The organism is Bordetella genomosp. 12, from assembly GCF_002261355.1.
GTDB lineage: Bacteria > Pseudomonadota > Gammaproteobacteria > Burkholderiales > Burkholderiaceae_B > Bordetella.
Genome location: NZ_NEVU01000003.1, coordinates 1,142,535 through 1,161,800, shown reverse-complemented (window position 1 = coordinate 1,161,800; position 19,266 = coordinate 1,142,535). Strand labels below are relative to the sequence as shown.

Below are 19,266 nucleotides of genomic sequence, written 5' to 3'. Positions count from 1 at the left end.
GTTGTCCGCAGGGTGGCCGATGGCCGCCTTCGCCGGGGCTGCCAGCCGCCGCGTTTAAGTCCTCGCGTCTAGCGCAATGCTTTGAAAAATAGCGCGTTTATTTTTATGCCCCCAGGACCGCGCGGGTTTATGCCCAGGTCTCATATTCGGTTTGAAAGGGCATTGTTTCGGTTTATCTTTTGTTTATCTTCATGTGTTACATCAGATACACTGTGCTTGGCGGTTTGTATCAAAATTGTACATATCTGACGAATAGTGGTGCGCCCGAGCCGGGATAAGCCGGCTTCAGTTCGCGGCAACCGCGGCCCGCATGGAGAAGCAGGTCATGAAGATGGTCAAGCAGTGGTTGGCGCGCCGTATGAGCAAGGGCATCAGCCCTCGGCCGGGCGTGGCGGGCTCCCCTTTGTTGATGGCGCTCGAGCCTCGGGTCGTTTACGACGCATCGGTCGCGGCGGTTGCTGCGCAACCGCCGGGCGCTGAACCGGCTGCAGGGGTTGCTCATCACAGCGACCCTTTGGCCGATCCGGCGCTTAAGGATCCCGGCTCGCCGCCGTCGGGCTCTGCCGCGCCCGACCGAGCGGCCGATGCCACCCCGCCTGCGGTGGTCCAGCATGCCGGCCGCCCGGCGGGCAACGACGGCACTCAGGCTGGTGAGAAGAGTCAGCAGGCCGAAGCGCCTGCTGCCGGTTTATCTTCGCAAGTCGTTTTCATCGATCCCAGCATTGGCAATTACCAGGCGCTGATTGATGGTTTGCCGGCGGGTACGCAGTACGTTCTGCTTGACGCGAGTACGGACGGGTTTGCGCAGATCGCGCAGTATCTGACGTCGCATCAGGGTATCGAATCCATCAGTTTGTTGTCCCATGGCGAAGACGGTGCCATTCAGGCGGGATCGGCATGGCTGACTGCCGCATCCTTGGAGAGTTTTCGGGCCCAGCTGACGCAGATCGGCGCCGCCATGAAGCCCGGCGGTGATTTTCTGATCTACGGTTGCGACGTGGCGCAGCAGGCCGATGGCCAGTGGCTGGTGCAACAGATTGCAGACATCTCCCATTTGAACGTCGCGGCGTCCATCGATGATACGGGCGCCGCTGCCTTGGGCGGCGATTGGACGCTGGAGTACGAGGTGGGTGCCGTACATCCCACGCTGAACGATCCGGCGGGGGCGTATGCCGAGTTCGACGGATTGCTGGGCGTGATCCCGACTGTGCGCGATCCGTGGCTGCCGTCAATCGACATTGGCGGCGGCGGCGTGACGTGGACCTCCGCCGATGCGGGCGCGGGCACTGGGGGGCAGCCTATCGTCGTGGCGCCCGGTCTGGTGATGAGCGACTCTAACGGCTACAACCTGATATCGGTCACCGTCCAGATCAGTGGTGGCTTCCAGGCCGGAGACGTGTTGTCGTGCACGGATGAAGGTGGCGTTTCCGTCACCTTCAACACATCCTCCGGCATTCTCTCGATAGAGGGGGACAGCGGGGTTTCGGTGGATCGATTGCAAAGCGTGCTCAGGTCGGTCACCTTTTCGAGTACAGGGGCGGGCCTTACGTCTTCTGGTGCCACGCGCACCATTTCGTTCTCGTTCAACGATGGCTATGACTCAAGCAACGTCGCTACGCAGACGATCTCTCTGGTGGCATCGAGGCAGTCACCCGTTCTGGTGGAAAGTGGCGCTTCGAGCTCGGTTTATGTCCTGGGTAACGGGGGCGCGCCCGTTGTCGATAGTATTCACATCAGCGATGCGGACGACACGACCTTGCAGTCGGCGACGGTGAAGATCACGTCGGGTTTACAGCCCGGCGATCTGCTTGTTCTCTCGGGCGCTGTTGTGGGTGAAAGCGGCCTCACCACTACTTACCAGACCAACTCCGGCAACTTGACACTGACCGCAAACGGCGCGTTGTCGCTGGAGCAATGGCAGACCGTGTTGTCGGCTGTCCAATTCATGGCGGGCTCTTCGAACGCGGCCGGTACCCGCACCATCTCGTTCTCTGTCAACGATGGCGAGCGCAACAGCAAGGAGGTGGTGTACTCCATCGACGTGATCAGCGCTGCTCCGGCGATCGGGTCGTCGAGTTCCGGCAGCGTGGCCTTTGTGTCGGCAGACAATCCCGCATCATCATCCGTCGTCGTCGACCCCAGCTTGACCGTGACGAGCGTGAGCAATAGCGTCACAAGCGCGACGATTGCGATCACCGGCAACCTGCATACCGGTGAAGATGTGCTGTCGTTCATCAACGACGGCTCCACGATGGGCGACATCAGGTCCCTCTACAACACGCTCACGGGCGTGCTGACTCTGAGCTCGGACGGAGGAATAGCAACGTTGGCGCAGTGGCAGGCCGCCCTGCGTGCGGTGACCTACACCGACACGGCGATCACGCCAAATACCGCAACCCGCACGATCAGCTTCACGGTGAGCGACGGATCCACGTCGAGCGCCGCCGTCACGCGCGATGTGACGGTGTCGCTCGCCGAGCAGTCGCCGGTCCTCGTCTCGGGTAATGGGAGCGTTGCATCATTCGTGGCTGCGGACAATGGGCCGTCCCCCGGCATTGCGGTGGACGATAGCATCGTGGTGTCAGATTACGACAGCAGTACCTTGCTTTCGGCGACAGTGACGATCGGCGCCGGTTTTCAGCAGAGCGAGGATATCCTCGGATTTACGCCGAATCCCATCACCATGGGAAATATCCTTGCCGTCTATAACAATGCCACCGGCGTGCTGGCGCTGATCTCGGCAGACGGCAGCGCTACCTTGGCGCAGTGGCAGGCGGCGCTGCGCTCGGTGACCTACACCAATGTGGCGGTCACGCCCAATACCGCGACCCGCACGATCAGCTTCACGGTGAGTGATGGCAGCACTTGGAGCCAGGCGCTCTCGCGCGATGTGGCGGTGAGCGCCACGGACCAAACGCCGATCCTTAGCTCTGGCAACAGCGGGGCAGCGTCTTTCGTCGCGGGCAACAATGCACCGTCTACCGCTGTCGCCGTTGACGACGGCATCGTTGTGTCCGACCTCGACAGCAGCACCTTGGTTTCCGCCACGGTCACGATTGGCGCCGGCTTCCAGCCGGGCGAGGACACGCTGAGTTTCGCCAATGATGGCGTTACGATGGGTAATATCGAAGCCAGCTATAACGCCTTTACCGGCGTACTGTCGCTGTCATCGGCGGGTGGCTCGGCGACGTTGGCGCAGTGGCAGACAGCGCTGCGCGCGGTGACGTATACCGACAAGGCAGCCACGCCCAATACCGCCACCCGCACGATCAGCTTTACGGTGGACGACGGCATCAAGACCAGCTCGACGCTGACGCGCGATGTCACGGTGACGGCCACGGATCAGGCGCCGATCATCAGTTCCGGCAACAGTGGTTCAGCGTCCTTTGTCGCGGGTGACAATTCGGCGGGCGCGCCCATGGTCATTGATGATCAAATTACGGTGACGGACCGCGATAGCAGCACGTTGGGATGGGCTTCCGTGAGCATCGGTGCAGGGTTCAGGTCCGGCGAAGATTTCCTCAGTTTTGTCAATGATGGTGCCACGATGGGCAGCATCTTAGGCGTCTACAACGCCTCGACCGGCGTGCTTAGTCTGACCTCGGCGGGCGGCACCGCCACCTTGGCGCAGTGGCAGGCAGCGCTGCGTTCGGTGAAGTACATCGATGCGGCGGCCACGCCCACGACCGCGACGCGCACCATCAGCTTTACCGTGAGCGACGGCAGCAATACCAGCACGGCGCTCACGCGCGATGTGACGGTGACCGCCACGGATCAGACGCCGGTCATCCGTTCCGGCAGCAGCGGTTCAGCGTCCTTTGTCTCGGGTGACAATGCGCAGTCCACACCGATCGTCGTGGATGGCGGCATTGTGCTGTCCGATCTGGACAATACGACGCTGGGCTCGGCGTCGGTGATCGTCGGTTCGGGCTTCCAGCCAGGCGAAGATGTGCTGGGTTTTGTCAACGATGGCGCCACCATGGGCAACATCTCCGCCAGCTACAACGCCTTCACTGGGGTGTTGACGCTGACCTCGGCGGGCGGCACGGCGACGCTGGCGCAGTGGCAGGCGGCCCTGCGCTCGGTGACCTATACCGATACGGCGGTCACGCCCAATGCCGCGACGCGCACGATCAGCTTTACGGTGAACGATGGGGTCAAGACCAGCACGGCGCTCACGCGCGATGTGACGGTAACCGCCACGAACCAGACGCCGGTCATCGGATCCGCCAATAGCGATTCGACATCGTTTGTCGCGGGCGACAACGCACCATCTGCGCCTGTCGTCGTGGATAACGGTATCGTGCTGTCGGATATGGACGACGCCACACTGGCCTTTGCAACGGTGGCGATAGGCGCGGGCTTTGCCCCTGGCGAGGATAGTCTGGGCTTTGTCAATGACGGCGCCACCATGGGCAACATCAGTGGCAGCTATAACGCCGCGACTGGCGTGCTGACGCTGAACTCGGCGGGCGGCACGGCGACGTTGGCGCAGTGGCAGGCCGCCCTGCGGTCGGTGACTTATTCCGATACCGTGACCATACCAAGTACGGTCACGCGAGCCATCGCGTTTCAGGTCAGTGACGGCACCGGTATCAGCGCTGCGCATATGCGCGATGTTACGGTCACCGCCACAGACCAGGCGCCAGTGCTTAGCTTGAGTTCGAACGGCTCCGTATCGTTCGTGGCCGGAGACAATGCACCAGGGACGCCCGTCGTCATCGACGCGGGTATCACCGTGATAGATCTGGACAACATCTCGCTTTATTCGGCGACCGTGCGTATCGACGGGAACTTCCATAGCGGCGAAGATAGTTTGGGTTTTGCCTATCGCGACACCATGGGCAACATCAGCGCCAGCTACGACGCCGTGACCGGCGTGCTGACGCTAACCTCGGCCGACGGCACGGCGACGCTGGCGCAGTGGCAGGCTGCGCTACGGGCAGTGACATACTCCAATTCACTGGTCACGGATACGGCTACCCGCACGATCAGTATCACGGTTAACGACGGCATCAAATCCAGCGCACCGGTTACGCGTGATATCGCGATCAGCGTGCCCGAGCAGACGCCACAGCTGAGTACCTCCAATAGTGGGTCAACGTCTTTTGTCGCGGGAGACAATTCGGCGGCCGCGCCCATTGTCATTGATGATCAAATCACGGTGACGGACCGGGATAGCAGCACGTTGCAATGGGCTTTAGTGACGATCCGCGCAGGGTTCAGGCCCGGCGAAGATATCCTGAGTTTTGTCAATGATGGTGCCACGATGGGCAGCATCATGGGCATCTACAACGCCGCGGCCGGCGAGCTGATGCTGACGTCCGCGGACGGCACCGCCACCTTGGCGCAGTGGCAGGCAGCGCTGCGTTCGGTGACTTACACCGACACGGCGGCCACGCCCACGACCGCGACGCGCACGGTCAGCTTTGCCGTGAGCGACGGGGTCAAGACCAGCACGGCGGTCACGCGCGATGTGACGGTGACCGCCACGGATCAGACGCCGGTCATCAGCTCTGGCAGCAGCGGTTCAGCGTCCTTTGTCTCGGGTGACAATGCGCAGTCCACACCGATCGTCGTGGATGGCGGCATTGTGCTGTCCGATCTGGACAACGCGACGCTGAATACCGCGACCGTGCAGATTGGTACCGGGTTCCAGTCGGGTGAAGACGTTCTCGGATTTGTTCCCAATGCTTCTACGATGGGCAACATCACCGGCAGCTACAACGCCGCGACCGGTGTGCTCACGCTGATCTCGGCAGGCGGCACGGCGACCTTGGCACAGTGGCAATCCGCCCTGCGCTCGGTGACCTACACCGATACGGCGGTCACGCCCAATGCCGCGACGCGCACGATCAGCTTTACGGTGAACGATGGGGTCAAGACCAGCACGGCGCTTACGCGCGATGTGACGGTGACGGCTACGGATCAGACGCCGATCATCAGCTCCGGCAACCGCGGTTCAGTGTCCTTCGTCTCGGGTGACAACGCGCTGTCCACGCCGATCGTCGTGGATGGCGGCATTGTGCTGTCGGATTTGGACAATGCGACGTTGGCCTCGGCGACGGTGAGTATCGGTTCGGGCTTCCAACCAGGCGAAGATGTGCTGGGCTTTGTCAACGATGGCGTCACCATGGGCAACATCGCCGCCAGCTACAACGCCTTCACCGGCGTGCTGACGCTGAGCTCGGCGGGTGGCACCGCCACCTTGGCGCAGTGGCAAGCCGCCCTGCGCTCGGTGACTTACACCGATACGGCGGTCACGCCCGATGCTGCGACGCGCACGATCAGCTTTACGGTGGACGATGGGGTCAAGACCAGCACGGCGGTCACGCGCGATGTGACGGTGACGGTCACGGATCAGACGCCGATCATCAGTTCCGGCAACAGCGGTTCAGTGTCCTTCGTCTCGGGTGACAACGCGCAGTCCACGCCGATCGTCGTGGATGGCGGCATTGTGCTGTCGGATCTGGACAATGCGACGCTGGCCTCGGCGACGGTGAGTATCGGTTCGGGCTTTCAATGGGGCGAAGATGTGCTGAGCTTCGTCAATAATGGCGCCACCATGGGCAACATCGTTGGCAGCTATAACGCCGCAACCGGTGTGCTGACGCTGACCTCGGCGGGCGGCACCGCCACCTTGGCGCAGTGGCAAGCCGCCCTGCGTTCGGTGACTTACACCGACACGGCAGTCACGCCCGATGCTGCGACGCGCACGATCAGCTTTACGGTGGACGATGGCATCAAGACCAGCACGGCGCTCACGCGCGATGTGACGGTGACGACCACGGATCAGACGCCGATCATCAGCTCCGGCAACAGCGGTTCAGCGTCCTTCGTCTCGGGTGACAACGTGCAGTCCACGCCGATCGTCGTGGACAATGGCATTGTGCTGTCGGATCTGGACAATGCGACGCTAAATACCGCCACCGTGCAGATTGGCGCCGGCTTCCAACCAGGCGAAGATGTGCTGGGCTTTGTCAACGATGGCGCCACCATGGGCAATATCACCGCCAGCTACAACGCCTTCACCGGTGTGCTGACGCTGACCTCGGCAGGCGGCACGGCGACGCTGGCGCAATGGCAAGCCGCCCTGCGTTCGGTGACTTACACCGACACGGCGGTCACGCCCGACGCTGCGACGCGCACGATCAGCTTTACGGTGGACGACGGCATCAAGACCAGCACGGCGCTCACGCGCGATGTGACGGTGACGGCCACGGATCAGACGCCGATCATCAGCTCCGGCAACAGCGGTTCAGCGTCCTTCGTCTCGGGTGACAACGCGCAGTCCACGCCGGTCGTCGTGGACGACGGCATTGTGCTGTCGGATCTGGACAATACGACGTTGGCCTCGGCGACGGTGAGTATCGGTTCGGGCTTCCAGTCGGGCGAGGATGTGCTGAGCTTCGTCAATAATGGCGCCACCATGGGCAACATCATTGGCAGCTATAACGCCGCGACCGGTGTGCTGACGCTGACCTCGGCGGGCGGCACCGCCAGCTTGGCGCAGTGGCAAGCCGCCCTGCGCTCGGTGACCTATACCGATACGGCAGTCACGCCCAGTGGTGCTGCGCGCAGCGTCCTTTTCGTCATCAACGACGGCCAGAAGTCCAGCGCTACCCTGTTGCGAGACGTCGCCATCACCGCAACCCACCAGACCCCGTTGCTCAGCGATGATGGCCGCGCTGTGATTTATACGGCTGACGGCAAAGTCAGCTCGGCGGTGTTGGTAGGCGCCGGGATCACTTTGACCGACCTGAATGCCACGCCTCCCACGTCGGCGACGGTGGCATTCGCGGGGCAGTTCGATGCGCTGCACGATGTACTGGGCTTGTTGGCCGATGCGGCCACGGGGGATATCGTAGCTCGCTATGACGCGGCGCGAGGTGTACTGACGCTGACCTCCGCCAGCGGCACGGCATCGCTGGCGCAGTGGCAGGCCGCTCTGGCAGCGCTCACTTACCGTGACACCCAAGCCGAGTCGGTCGCCGCGGCACGCACACTGGTATTCACGGTTAGCAATGGAGATCGGACCAGCGCCGTGCTCTCACGCACCGTGCAGGTTGTCGCCGGTACTAGCCCGGTTGGCGTCCCCATTCTCGGCGCCGCGGGGATGCAAGCGGCGATACCGGGGGCTGTGAGCGGTCCGGACGGCCAGCGGGCGTTGAACACGACGGATATCGATGGCCGCTACGATCCCGTATCCAGTCCCATCATCGTCATGGATGCTCACGAACAAGGCCTGGGCATCGGCACGATTCTGCCGCCGGTGCTCTATACCTTCTCTGTTGAGGGCGCGCGCGATAACCGTCTTGGCCAGACCCAGGTGCCCGCATTGGGCGCTTTGATGGCGGATCACGTCGTATCGCCGCCTCGGAGCGAGACGATGCCCCGCGCGGAGGTCCGGCCCCTGCGCGAGACGGATAACGGGTTTGCATTGAGCATCGCGTCGCTGTTGCGTGCGCCGCAAGCCAGGGCGGATGCGGTATCTGTCAGCGTCTCGCTGGCGGACGGCGCGCGGCTGCCGGCCTGGCTGCACTTCGACGCCGAGCTAGGCATGTTGACGGGTAAACCGCCCGTTGGCCTGAACGAAGTCCGCCTCCTGCTTATCGGCACCGATGCCGCCGGCAACACGGTCAGCCGCGAGATTATCGTGAAGCTCGACGGCAGCGGCGTCAATGCCGTGCCTGCTCAACGTCCTCAGGCTGGCGCCAGTAGCGCCCCGCCGCCGGGCAAGTCGTCGCTCGCTACCCAGTTTGCCAACGCCCTGGCCATGTTGCACGTGTCTCGCGATCACGTTGCGCACGGCGACCTCCCGCACGTTCAGCATGTTGCGGCCACACCCAATGAGCATCGGTCATGATTCTTGACTTCACCTATTCCTACGCCACATCCTCTGAGAGTATCGCCAACGTGAAGAACGAGACTTCGCATCGACGCGTGCCGCGTCTTGCCATGCTGGTGGCGGCCATGGCCGTCGTGGGTTTGTCCGGTTGCGCGATTCAGCCCAAGCCATTCAGCGATGCCGAAAGGGCCGCCACGGCGCGTAATGAGCGCAGTGTCCTGTTCGTCAACCAGCAGCCGGTCACCGGGCCCATTACGCTGGACGAAGCCATGGCGCGCGCCGTCCGCTACAACCTCGACCATCGACTGAAGATGATGGAGGAGGCGTTGTCGCAACGGCAACTGGACCTGTCTAACTTTAATCTGTTGCCCAAATTGACGGCGCAGGCCGGTTATTCCAATCGCAACCGGGAGCTGGCTTCCGGCTCAGAAGGCCTTTACACGGGCCAGGAATCGCTGATTCCGTCTTTCTCCACCGACAAGGACTCGCGCACGGCTGACCTGAGCCTTTCCTGGAATCTTCTGGATTTCGGCGTCAGCTACTTCGAGGCGCAACAGCAGGCCGACCATGTGCTCGTGCTGGAACAGCGGCGCCGCAAAGTAGTGCAGATGCTCATGCAGCAGGTGCGCGAGAGCTATTGGCAGACGCTGGGAGCGCAGCGCCTGCGCGACCGTATCGGCCCCTTGCTCGACCAGGCCCGTGCGGCGCTGGCTGACTCTCGCCGGGAACAGTCGCAGGGGCTGCGATCACCGATCACCACGCTGAATTACCAGCGCACGTTGTTGGACCTGATGCGTCAGCTCGAAGCCGTGCGCGACCAGCTCGAAGAGGCCAAGCCGCGTCTGGCTGCCTTGATGAACATGGATCCGGGCACGGATTTCACGCTGGCGTCCAGCGATGCGTTCATCGTGCCGGTGTTCGACATGCCCATGGAAAAAATGGAAGACATGGCCTTGCAGCGTCGGCCTGAGCTGGTCGAGGCCAGCTACAACGAGCGCATCGGCGTCAATGAAACGCATAAGGCGATCGCCAAGTTGTTGCCCGGCATTGAACTGAGCCTGGGCACGCATTACGACAGCAATAGCTTTCTGGTTTATAACTCGTGGCGCTCGGCCGGCGTGCGTATCAGCTGGAACCTGCTCAACCTGCTGAATGCAGGCAATATCCGCGATGCGGCGCAGGCGCAGCTGGACGTGGCACAGACCCAGCGCATGGCGTTGAGCATGGCGGTGCTGTCGCAAGTGCATATCGCCCGGAATCAGTTGGCGGCCAAGACGCGTCAGTACAACCTGTTCAAGGAAGCCAACGACGTCGATCAGCAGATTCTGCGGCATACGCAAAACGCCACGTCCGCGTCCGCGCAGGGCAAGCTCGAGGAAATTCGGGTTTCCACGGCCGCGATGATGTCCGAGTTGCGGCAGTACCAGAGCTATGGCGAGCTGGAAAGCGCCTACGGCAGGATGCTGGCCACGTTGGGGCTGGATCCGCTGGGCGACAAGCTCAGTGGTAATGATCTCGCGGCGTTGACCGCGTCCATCGCCCAGGAGCAGCAGCGCTGGAACGACCTGGCCGCCCAGGCACCGACGCACACCGCCGCGTTGGCCGCCGCGCCGGGGGCTGGAGATAGCGCCAAATGAGAGGCCTGCATCAGCGCTGGGCTGCGGGTGTGCTGGTGATGGCGATGGCGTCGTCCGTAACGCTGGCGGCAGATTCGCCCGCCACGCCGGCGCCGGACGATGCCGCCTCACGGATCCGCATCCAGCTGGTCGCTCGCGACCAGGTCGATGTGTCGAGCGAAATTGCGGCCAAGATCGCTGCGCTGCCTTTGCGTGATGGCGACATGTTCCGGGCCGGCGACATGCTCGTGACCCTGGACTGCTCGCTATTTAACGCCCATCTGCGCAAGGCCCAGGCCGACGCCGAAGGGGCGCGCGAACTGTTGGCCGTGAATCGCAAGCTGCGGGCGACCAACTCGATCGGCGATCTGGAGGTCCAGCAGGCGCAAGCCAAGTACAAGGGCAGTGCGGCCGAAGTGGCCTATATGCAGGCGACGGTGGGCAAGTGCAGCATTCCCGCTCCCTTCGAGGGGCGTGTCGTCAAGCGCAGCGCTTCGCCGCAGCAGTTTGCCGAACCGGGCAAGCCTTTGCTGACCATCATCGACACCTCCCACCTGGAGTTGAAGATGATCGTGCCCTCCAAGTGGCTGACCTGGCTCAAGCCGGGCCACGCGCTGGACGTTCAGGTCGATGAATTGGATAAGCGCTTTCCGGCCAAAGTCGCGCGTATCGGCGCCAGAGTCGACCCGGTCACGCAGACGGTGGATGTGACGGCCGTGCTGAACGCCGGGGCCTCGGAACTGTTGCCGGGCATGAGCGGATGGGCCGTTTTTACGCAATGATCGAGTAACGACGGCATGACCGCATCAAATCCGGCGCAAGACGCCGCGCAACAGGTAAGGCTGGATGGCCGGCAACTGGCGCTGCTTTGGCAGTTGTCCGCGCGTGCGCGCGCGGCCGCCAGCGAAGCGACACTGGGCTTTACCGTCGTTAACGAAACGCTCGCGCTGACCCCTTACCGTCAGGCGGCCTGGTGGCGCGGCGACGGGTCAGGACAGGTGGCTGCGGTTTCCGGGCTGCCGCAGAGCGACCCGAACGCGCCTTATGTCCAATGGTTGAGCAGCTTGTGCAAGACCTTGATCCGCGCCCGGCCGGCGGCAAAAGCGGACCCCGCCGCCGCCCAGGTCGCGGGGCAGCACGCCCCTGTGCTGCCGCCGCGGGCCCAGATCCGGCTTTTCACCGCCGAGGAGTTGCGCAGCGAAGCGCCCCTTCTGGCCGACGAGTGGAGCGCGTGGTGGCCCGCTCACGGGGCTTGGCTGCCTTTGGCGGATCGATCTGGCCGAACGCTGGGTGCGGTGGTGTTTGCCCGGGATCAACCCTGGACTGCCGTGGACACCGTGTTGCTGACAGAGCTCGGCCAGGTGTGGGCGCATGCTTTCCAGGCCTTCGCGCCGCGCGCGAGCTGGCGCGCGCGGGCGGGCAGTCTGTTGCGGCCGGGCCGTCAACAGCGGCGGGTGTTGCTGGCAATGCTGGTGGTGTGCTTGATTCCGGTCCGGCTGACGGTGTTGGCGCCGGCAGAAGTCACGCCACAGGATCCGTTCGTGGTTCGTTCGCCGCTCGACGGTGTGATCACCGAACTGCATGTCCAACCTAACCAACCGGTGCAGGCAGGCACGCCATTGTTCAGCCTGGACGCCACCACGCTGCAGTCCCGGCATGCCCTGGCCAGCAAGAACTTCGATACCGCGCAGCAAGAGTATCGGCAGACGGCGCAGATGGCGGTGACGGACGATCGTACCCGCCTGGATATGATCGATCGCCAGGGCAAACTCGATCAGAGCCGCGTGGAGCTGGACTACAGCGCCCGCCAGTTGGCGCGCGTCAATGTGAACGCGCCGCACGCAGCCGTGGCGGTGTTCAGCGACCCTAACGAATGGACGGGCAAGGCCGTCGCGGTGGGCGAGAAGGTGCTCGTTCTGGCCGATCCGGCACGCGTGCAACTGACGGCCTGGCTGCCGGTGGCCGATAACATCGATGTGCAGCCGGGCACGCCCGTCACGCTTTATCCGAAGAGCTCGCCGCTGGCGAGTTATGACGCCCGGATAGAGTCGATCGCCTGGAAGGCGGAGCCGACGCCGGACGGCGTGCTGGCCTACCGCGTGCGAGCCAGTTTGCAGGCCGGGGCCGCGCAACCGCCCTTGGGCGCCATGGGTACGGCTCGTATTCAGGGGCCGTGGGTGCCGGCCATCTACTACGCGCTGCGCCGCCCGCTCACGCAAGTCCGGCAATGGCTGGGCTGGTGAGCCCGCACAGATGACGGCCTATCTTCCCCCTCTGCGGCAGGAACTGACGCTGACCCCCGGAGCGCCCACGCCCGATGGCGCGCCCACATGGATGCTGCATGATCCTGCCGCCAACCGGTTCTTCCAGATAGGCTGGCCTGCCTTCGAAATGCTGTCTCGATGGCAGTCGGGCAGCCCGCAGGCCATCGTCGATAGCGTCAACCGGGACACCACCTTGTCGGTGACCCTGGACGACCTGGAGGCGCTGGCGCGTCTGTTGCGCCAGCAACACCTTCTGATGTCGACCACGGCTGCGGACACCGCCCGGCTGGCCGACTATGATGCCGCCCGCCACGCGTCGTCGCGGGCGATGTGGCTGCTCAAGCACTACCTGATGATCCGCATCCCCTTGTGGCATCCGATGGGGTTTTTGCGGGCCACGGCGCGCTATGTCTCGTTCGCCTTTCGGCCGGTCTTCTGGTGGCTGGTCGCGGGCGTGGCGCTTACGGGCCTGCTGCTGGTGTCGCGGCGCTGGGAAGAGTTTCTGCATACCTTCCAAGGCTATGCCGACTGGAGCGGGCTGTTGGGTATTGGTGTGGCGCTGGGCCTGGGCAAGGTGTTGCACGAGTTCGCGCATGCTTACACCGCCCAGCGCTACGGCTGCCGGGTGCCTACCATGGGCGTGGCTCTGCTGGTGATGTTTCCCATGCTCTATACCGATACGACCGAGGCGTGGAAGGTCGAACAGCGCCGTGCGCGCATGCATATCGGCGCGGCGGGCATGCTCGCTGAACTGGCGTTGGCCGCCTTTGCCACACTGGCCTGGAGCCTGTTGCCCGACGGTTCGCTGCGCTCGGGCGTTTTTCTCCTGGCGACGACCACCTGGGTCGCCACGCTGGCGATCAACGCCAGCCCTTTCATGCGGTTCGACGGCTATTTTTTGTTGTCGGACTGGCTGGATATGCCGAATTTGCACGATCGGGCGTTCGCGATGGGCCGCTGGTGGCTGCGAGAACGGCTCTTCGGGCTGGGCGATCCGCAGCCTGAACCCTGCCGGGCCTCGCGCCGGCGGTTCCTGATCGCTTTCTCCGTGGCAACCTGGTGCTACCGCTTGGTGGTCTTCCTGGGTATTGCGTTGATCGTGTATCACGCCTTTTTTAAGTTGCTCGGCATGCTGTTGTTCTGCGTCGAGATGTGGTGGTTCATTCTGCGGCCTGTGTGGCAGGAGAGCGCAACGATATGGGCGCGCCGCCAGGATCTGCGCTGGAACCGGAATACCCTGGCTACCGCCGTGCTGGCATCGTTTATCGCTGCCTTCGTCCTCGTGCCATGGAAGGGCGGCATTGTCGCGCCTGCCGTGCTCGAGCCGCAGCGCGCCCAAGGGCTTTACACCGTGGCGGCGGGCTACCTCGCCGCCACGCCGCCGCCGGCTCGGGACGGCCAACGGGTCCAGGCGGGAGACATTTTGGCGGTCTTGGTCTCGCCCGAGCTGCAGGCGCACCTGGCCGCCGCGCTGGCCGACGAGAAGCGGCTGCATCGGCTGGCGGATCAACAATCGTTCGATGACCGATTGCGGCAACAGGGGACGGCACTGGTCAGCCGTTGGGCCGCATCGCGGCAGACCGTGGCCGGCCTGCAGGCGCAGATCGCACAGTTGACCGTGCGGGCGCCCTTTGATGGCGTCGTGCAGACGGACGTCGAGGGCAGGGCGCCGGGTACTTGGCTGCCGCGTGGCGAAAAGCTCTTCGAACTGGTTTCGCCGCAGGGCGTGAAAGGTGACGCTTATGTGAGCGAGGACGACGTAGGGCGGCTGGATCCGGGTGAGCCGGCAGTGTTTGTCGCCAGCTTGCCGGAACTGCCCGCGCGAACCTGCCGGGTTGCCGCCATCGACAAGGTCAATCTGTCCACGCTGGACGAGCCGAGCGTAGCCAGCGTGTACGGCGGGCCGGTCTCGGCGGAGTGGGATAACCGTACCCGCAGGCTGGTGCCTCTGCAGGCCACCTGGCAAGTGCGATTTGCCGAGTGCGATGGCGCTCCGGGGATCGATCGCGAGTTCAAGGGCACGGCGAAGCTGGGCGCGGCGCGGCAAAGCCTGATCGGAATAGGGCTGCGCACGCTGGCTGCGGCGCTGCAGCGCGAGCTCGGTTTCTGACGGCCCAGGCGGCGTCTGGCACCCGCTGGGCGGGCCGCTCCCCGGCCGCCGTCAAGGGCCGGCCCCTTCGTGTTTCAGCTTGTCGGCGGCTTGCCGAAAAGCCGATTCCACCAAGTCCAGCAGGCGGTGGTCGCCATCGGCCTTGCGGCGGACCATGGCGGTCCGGCGAATAGGCGCTTCCGGTCCCAGGCTCACCTCGCGCACCGCGTGCGCCTGCAGATGCTCCGGGCGCAAGCGGGGTAGCACCGATACACCCACGCCTGCGCCGATCAGGGCCACGATGGCGTCGATCCCCGCGATTTCCACCAGCGCATGGCAATGCGGCACGCGCTTCTCGACGAACTGGGCGGCCATGCGTCCGGCCACCAAGCCTCTGTCAAAGCGTATCCAGGGTTGTTCGCGCAGGATCTGCGTCGGCGGTGCCGCGCGCAGGGTTCGCGGCACGACCAGCACCATCTCCTGATCCAGCAGCTCCGTCCATTGCAGGCGGCGCGAGCCGCCTCTGGGCGGGCGGATCAGCACCGCCACATCGATCTTGCCGGCCTTGAGCATGTCCAGCAGCAAAGGGGTCGATCCTCGCTCTATGTGTAGCTCGACTTTCGGGGCTCGGCGCAGCAGGTCGGTGAAGGCGAGCGGCAACAGGGTGGTTTGCGCCGAATCCGTGATCCCTAGGCGCACCCGTCCGGACGGCGCGGCTTCCGTGTGCCGGCGCAAGGCTTCCAGCTCGGCCATGGAACGGTCGATGGTGCGCACGACGTCGCGCGCAAAGGCGGTGGGCTGCACATTGCGCCCGGAACGGTCGAACAGCGGCTGACCGAACCAGGCTTCCAGTTGTTTCATCTGCAAGCTGACGGCGCTGCGCGTCAGGTTGACCTGCTCGGCCGCGGCAGTGAGGTTGCCGCGCGCAATGACGGCTGACAGGGTGGCGAGATACTGCAGTTTCATTGTCAAGAAAAGCTTGCATGTGGATCGACAAATTATCGCTCATCTCTTGCGCATCCAGGACTAGCATTCGGCCAGCATCATTTTTTGGCTTATTCCATGCAAAGCGAACTTCGCATCCAGGACTATCCTGTCGCCAGCCACACCGCGCCGCGCAAGCCCGCCGCCGCCGGCGGCTGGCATGTGCCGCGTCGCCTGCAGCACGTGCTGTCGCTGGCGGATTTCGAGGAGGCGGCACGCCGGCATCTTCCCGCTCCGATCTTCGCGTATATCAAGGGCGGCAGCGAGACCGACCGCGCGTTGCGCGGCAGCGAGGAGGCCTTTGCCGACTACGACTGGGTGACGCGGGTCTTCCATGACACGTCGGGGCGCAACCTGACCACCACCTTGTTGGGCGAATCATGGGCCGCGCCGGTGGGCATAGCGCCCATGGGCATCAGCGCGCTGTCGGCCTATCGCGGCGATTTGATTCAGACGCGGGCAGCCGCCGCGGCGGGTATCCCGGCGATCATGAGCGGCTCGTCGCTGATCCGCATGGAAGACGTGGCAGCCGCCAACCCGCGCGCCTGGTTTCAGGCTTATGTGCCGGGCGAACCCGACCGGATCGCCGCGCTGGTCGATCGCGTCAAGGCCGCAGGATTCCGAACCCTGGTGGTGACCGCCGACGTGGCCGTGTCCGGCAACCGCGAGAACAATATCCGGGCCCGTTTCTCCACGCCGCTGCGCCCGGATCTGCGCCTGGCCTGGGACGGGCTGACCCATCCGCGCTGGCTGTGCGGCACCATGCTCAAGACGCTGCTGCGCCATGGCATGCCGCACTTCGAGAACTCGCATGCCAAGCGCGGCGCGCCCATCATCGCCAAGCATGTCATGCGTGAATTCGGCGCGCGCAACCACCTGAGCTGGGCGCATATTGCCCAGATGCGCGAACGGTGGGGCGGACGCTTCATCATCAAAGGCATCCTGTCGCCGGAAGATGCCGTGCTGGCGCGCGACATGGGAGCAGATGGCATCATCGTGTCCAACCATGGCGGGCGCCAGCTGGATGGCGCGCTGGCGCCCTTGCGCGCGTTGCCGGACATCGTGGCCGCTGTCGGGCCAGACTACGCCGTCATGATGGACGGTGGCATCCGGCGGGGCAGCGATGTGCTGATGGCCATGGCCTTGGGCGCGAAGTTCGTGTTCGTGGGCCGGCCCTTCAATTATGCCGGAGCCGTCGGCGGGGCGGCGGGCATCACCCATGCCCTGGGCATCCTCGCCACGGAGATGGTGCGCAACCTGAGCCTGCTGGGCGCGCTCAATCCGGCCGATCTCGATGCGCGGCATCTGCGCCGGCGAGCGCGTGCATGATGGGCATGCCTCCCCTGCGCCATCTTCTCGTCGGCGGGTTCACGCGCCCGGGACGACACGGGCGAGCCCAGGGTGTCAGCCTGCTGCATTTGGCCGGGCAGGGAGCCCGGACGCTGGCGACGCTGCCGCTGGACGACCCCTCTTACTTCGCGGCGCATCCGCACGCGCCTCGGCGCGTTTTTGTCAGCCATAGCGACGCCGACTTTGTCACTGCACTGGAGGTAGGCACGTCGGATGACGACGCGTGCCTGACGGTCCTGGGGCGCGCAGCCACGGGCGGGCGCAATGCCGCGCATCTCGCTTGCGCGCCCGATGGCTCGGCGGTACTGGCCGCGAGCTTCGGCAGCGGTCATGTGACCGTCTTGCCGCTGGATGCCTCCCTCGCTCTGCATCCGCCTTCCTGCGTGCTGCCCCTGGCGTCTGCGCTGGGGCCGCGCCGCGGGCAGAGCGGGAACCAGCCGCATCAGATCAGTTTCACGCCCGATGGCCGTTACGTGCTGGTCCCGGATCGCGGCGCCGACCTGGTGTGGGTGCTGGCCTTTGACGGCGCCGCCGCCTTGCGTATCGCGGGTCAGTGCGTGCAGCGCCCGGGCGCCGGTTGCCGGCATCTGGCCTGGCACCCGAGCCTGCCTCTGGTGTATCTGGTCAATGAGCTGGACAGTTCGCTGAGCATCCTCGCCTGGCGGGAGGCGGACGCCCGCTTGCAGCCGATCGCGAACTACTCCTTGCTGCCGCCGACCTGGTTCGGCGCCAACATCAGCGCGGCCGTGTGCGTCTCGCCCGATGGGCGGCATGTGTATGCCACCAACCGGGGGCAGGATGCCATCGCCATCTTGACCCTGAGCGCGGATGGCTGCGCCGTGATCGCCAGCGGATGGCAGACCGGAACGGGCGTGATGCCGCGCTTTATGTCCATGCACGACGACGGCCGGCTGCTGTGGGTGGCCAGCCATGGCGCCGACCAGCTGCGTGCCTACGCGCGCGACGCCGCAAGCGGCGCATTGCAGCCATGGCTGGAGATCCCTAGCCCCACGCCCGCCTGCCTATTGCCCCTTTGACATTCACACCAGAAAACCCGGAGACAAACCATGATTTCTTCTTTGCTGCGGCGCCCCGTCCGCTTGCTCGCGCTGTGCCTGCCGCTGGCCGGCGCCGCCACTGCCCACGCCGACACCCCGGCCTGGCCGACCCGGCCGATCACCTATATTGCGCCGTATCCTGCCGGCTCGCCGGTGGATATCATTACGCGCCGCGTCGGGCAGCAACTGGGCCAGACCCTCGGGCAACCGGTCATCGTCGAGAACAAGGTCGGCGCCGGCGGCGTCATCGGCACGAATTTCGTGGCCAAGGCGGCCCCCGACGGTTACACCCTGGTGGCGGGTTCGATCAGCACACACGCCATCAACGCCAGCCTCTATCCCCATCTGCCCTATGACCCGGTCAAGGACTTTGCACCGGTGGCGCTACTGGGCTCCAGCCCGATGATTCTTGTGATCAATCCCCAGCGCGTGTCGGCCAGGACCTTGCAGGAATTCACCGACTACGCCCGAAGCCATCCCGGCGATCTGCGGTTCGGCTCGGCCGGCAACGGATCCTCCTTGCACCTGGCGGGGGAGTTGTTCAAGTCCATGACGCATACGGATCTGGTGCACATTCCCTACAAAGGCAGTGTGGGCGCAATGAATGACCTGCTGGGCGGCCATCTGGACGCCATGTTCGAGAACGCGCCCAATGCCTTGCCCCATATCCAGTCGGGCAAGCTCATTGCGCTGGGGGTCACCAGCGATCATCGTCTGGCTTCGCTGCCCGATGTGCCGACGATTGCCGAGACGGTCGCGCCGGGTTACAGCATGGCGACCTGGCACGCGGTTTTCGCGCCGGCGGGGACACCCGACGCCGTGGTGCAAAAGCTCAGCACCGCCATCCTGGACGGCCTGGGCGACTCCAAAGAGAAGCAGTATTTCGCTGATCGCTCCATCGACCTGACCCCCGGCGGGCCGACCGTGCTGCGGGATTTCGTGGCGACGGAGATCCCCAAATGGCGCAAGCTGGTCGACAGTTCGGGCGCCAGGCTGGATTGATCGTTGCCCGGCCGGGACACTGGTTTTTCTATCGCAGCATACTCAGGAGCGAAGC

9 protein-coding genes are annotated in these 19,266 nt (G+C 64.4%); 8 read left to right on the top strand and 1 reads right to left on the bottom strand.

All coding sequences use genetic code 11. From position 1 onward, the window contains the following. The first annotated feature begins 325 nt into the window (after positions 1-325). From CAL22_RS17475 to CAL22_RS17455, 5 genes are read left to right on the top strand one after another with little or no spacing between them, the layout of a single operon-like run. A complete protein-coding gene (locus CAL22_RS17475) occupies positions 326-8,866 on the top strand; it encodes a DUF4347 domain-containing protein (protein WP_167383676.1) in 8,541 nt (2,846 codons plus the stop codon). Next, positions 8,863-10,485, top strand: coding sequence for a TolC family protein (locus CAL22_RS17470; protein WP_094815449.1), 1,623 nt, complete (start codon positions 8,863-8,865; stop codon positions 10,483-10,485). The genes CAL22_RS17475 and CAL22_RS17470 overlap by 4 nt, the downstream gene beginning before the upstream one ends. Beyond that, a complete protein-coding gene (locus tag CAL22_RS17465; protein WP_094815447.1) occupies positions 10,482-11,246 on the top strand; it encodes an efflux RND transporter periplasmic adaptor subunit in 765 nt (254 codons plus the stop codon). The genes CAL22_RS17470 and CAL22_RS17465 overlap by 4 nt, the downstream gene beginning before the upstream one ends. A gap of 15 nt (positions 11,247-11,261) precedes the next feature. Further along, complete coding sequence (locus tag CAL22_RS17460) at positions 11,262-12,707, top strand: efflux RND transporter periplasmic adaptor subunit (protein WP_094815445.1); 1,446 nt, start codon at positions 11,262-11,264, stop codon at positions 12,705-12,707. A 10-nt stretch (positions 12,708-12,717) separates the two neighbouring features. Then, a complete protein-coding gene (locus CAL22_RS17455) occupies positions 12,718-14,838 on the top strand; it encodes an efflux RND transporter periplasmic adaptor subunit (protein WP_094815443.1) in 2,121 nt (706 codons plus the stop codon). 51 nt (positions 14,839-14,889) lie between these two features. Here the strand turns inward: CAL22_RS17455 and CAL22_RS17450 are convergent, their stop codons facing one another. Beyond that, complete coding sequence (locus CAL22_RS17450; protein ID WP_094815441.1) at positions 14,890-15,783, bottom strand: LysR family transcriptional regulator; 894 nt, start codon at positions 15,781-15,783, stop codon at positions 14,890-14,892. A gap of 96 nt (positions 15,784-15,879) precedes the next feature. Here CAL22_RS17450 and CAL22_RS17445 point away from each other — a divergent pair, with 96 nt between their 5' ends. From CAL22_RS17445 to CAL22_RS17435, 3 genes are read left to right on the top strand one after another with little or no spacing between them, the layout of a single operon-like run. Then, positions 15,880-17,130: an alpha-hydroxy acid oxidase gene (locus CAL22_RS17445; protein ID WP_094815439.1), complete on the top strand. Its 1,251-nt coding sequence runs from the start codon at positions 15,880-15,882 to the stop codon at positions 17,128-17,130. Next, the gene (locus tag CAL22_RS17440; RefSeq protein WP_094815437.1) at positions 17,127-18,188 is read left to right on the top strand and encodes a lactonase family protein; all 1,062 of its coding nucleotides are present in this window, start codon (positions 17,127-17,129) and stop codon (positions 18,186-18,188) included. Before CAL22_RS17445 ends, CAL22_RS17440 begins: the two co-directional genes overlap by 4 nt. Before the next feature lie 30 nt (positions 18,189-18,218). Beyond that, positions 18,219-19,211 (top strand): Bug family tripartite tricarboxylate transporter substrate binding protein, encoded by a 993-nt coding sequence (locus CAL22_RS17435; RefSeq protein ID WP_094815435.1) that lies wholly within the window; start codon positions 18,219-18,221, stop codon positions 19,209-19,211. Positions 19,212-19,266: the final 55 nt, after the last annotated feature.

What these genes read in the sequence shown, in the direction of transcription:
- CAL22_RS17475 (WP_167383676.1), top strand. Translation starts at nt 326, where the DNA reads ATGAAGATGGTCAAGCAGTGGTTGGCGCGCCGTATGAGCAAGGGCATC.
- CAL22_RS17470 (WP_094815449.1), top strand. Translation starts at nt 8,863, where the DNA reads ATGATTCTTGACTTCACCTATTCCTACGCCACATCCTCTGAGAGTATC.
- CAL22_RS17465 (WP_094815447.1), top strand. Translation starts at nt 10,482, where the DNA reads ATGAGAGGCCTGCATCAGCGCTGGGCTGCGGGTGTGCTGGTGATGGCG.
- CAL22_RS17460 (WP_094815445.1), top strand. Translation starts at nt 11,262, where the DNA reads ATGACCGCATCAAATCCGGCGCAAGACGCCGCGCAACAGGTAAGGCTG.
- CAL22_RS17455 (WP_094815443.1), top strand. Translation starts at nt 12,718, where the DNA reads ATGACGGCCTATCTTCCCCCTCTGCGGCAGGAACTGACGCTGACCCCC.
- CAL22_RS17450 (WP_094815441.1), bottom strand. Translation starts at nt 15,783, where the DNA reads ATGAAACTGCAGTATCTCGCCACCCTGTCAGCCGTCATTGCGCGCGGC.
- CAL22_RS17445 (WP_094815439.1), top strand. Translation starts at nt 15,880, where the DNA reads ATGCAAAGCGAACTTCGCATCCAGGACTATCCTGTCGCCAGCCACACC.
- CAL22_RS17440 (WP_094815437.1), top strand. Translation starts at nt 17,127, where the DNA reads ATGATGGGCATGCCTCCCCTGCGCCATCTTCTCGTCGGCGGGTTCACG.
- CAL22_RS17435 (WP_094815435.1), top strand. Translation starts at nt 18,219, where the DNA reads ATGATTTCTTCTTTGCTGCGGCGCCCCGTCCGCTTGCTCGCGCTGTGC.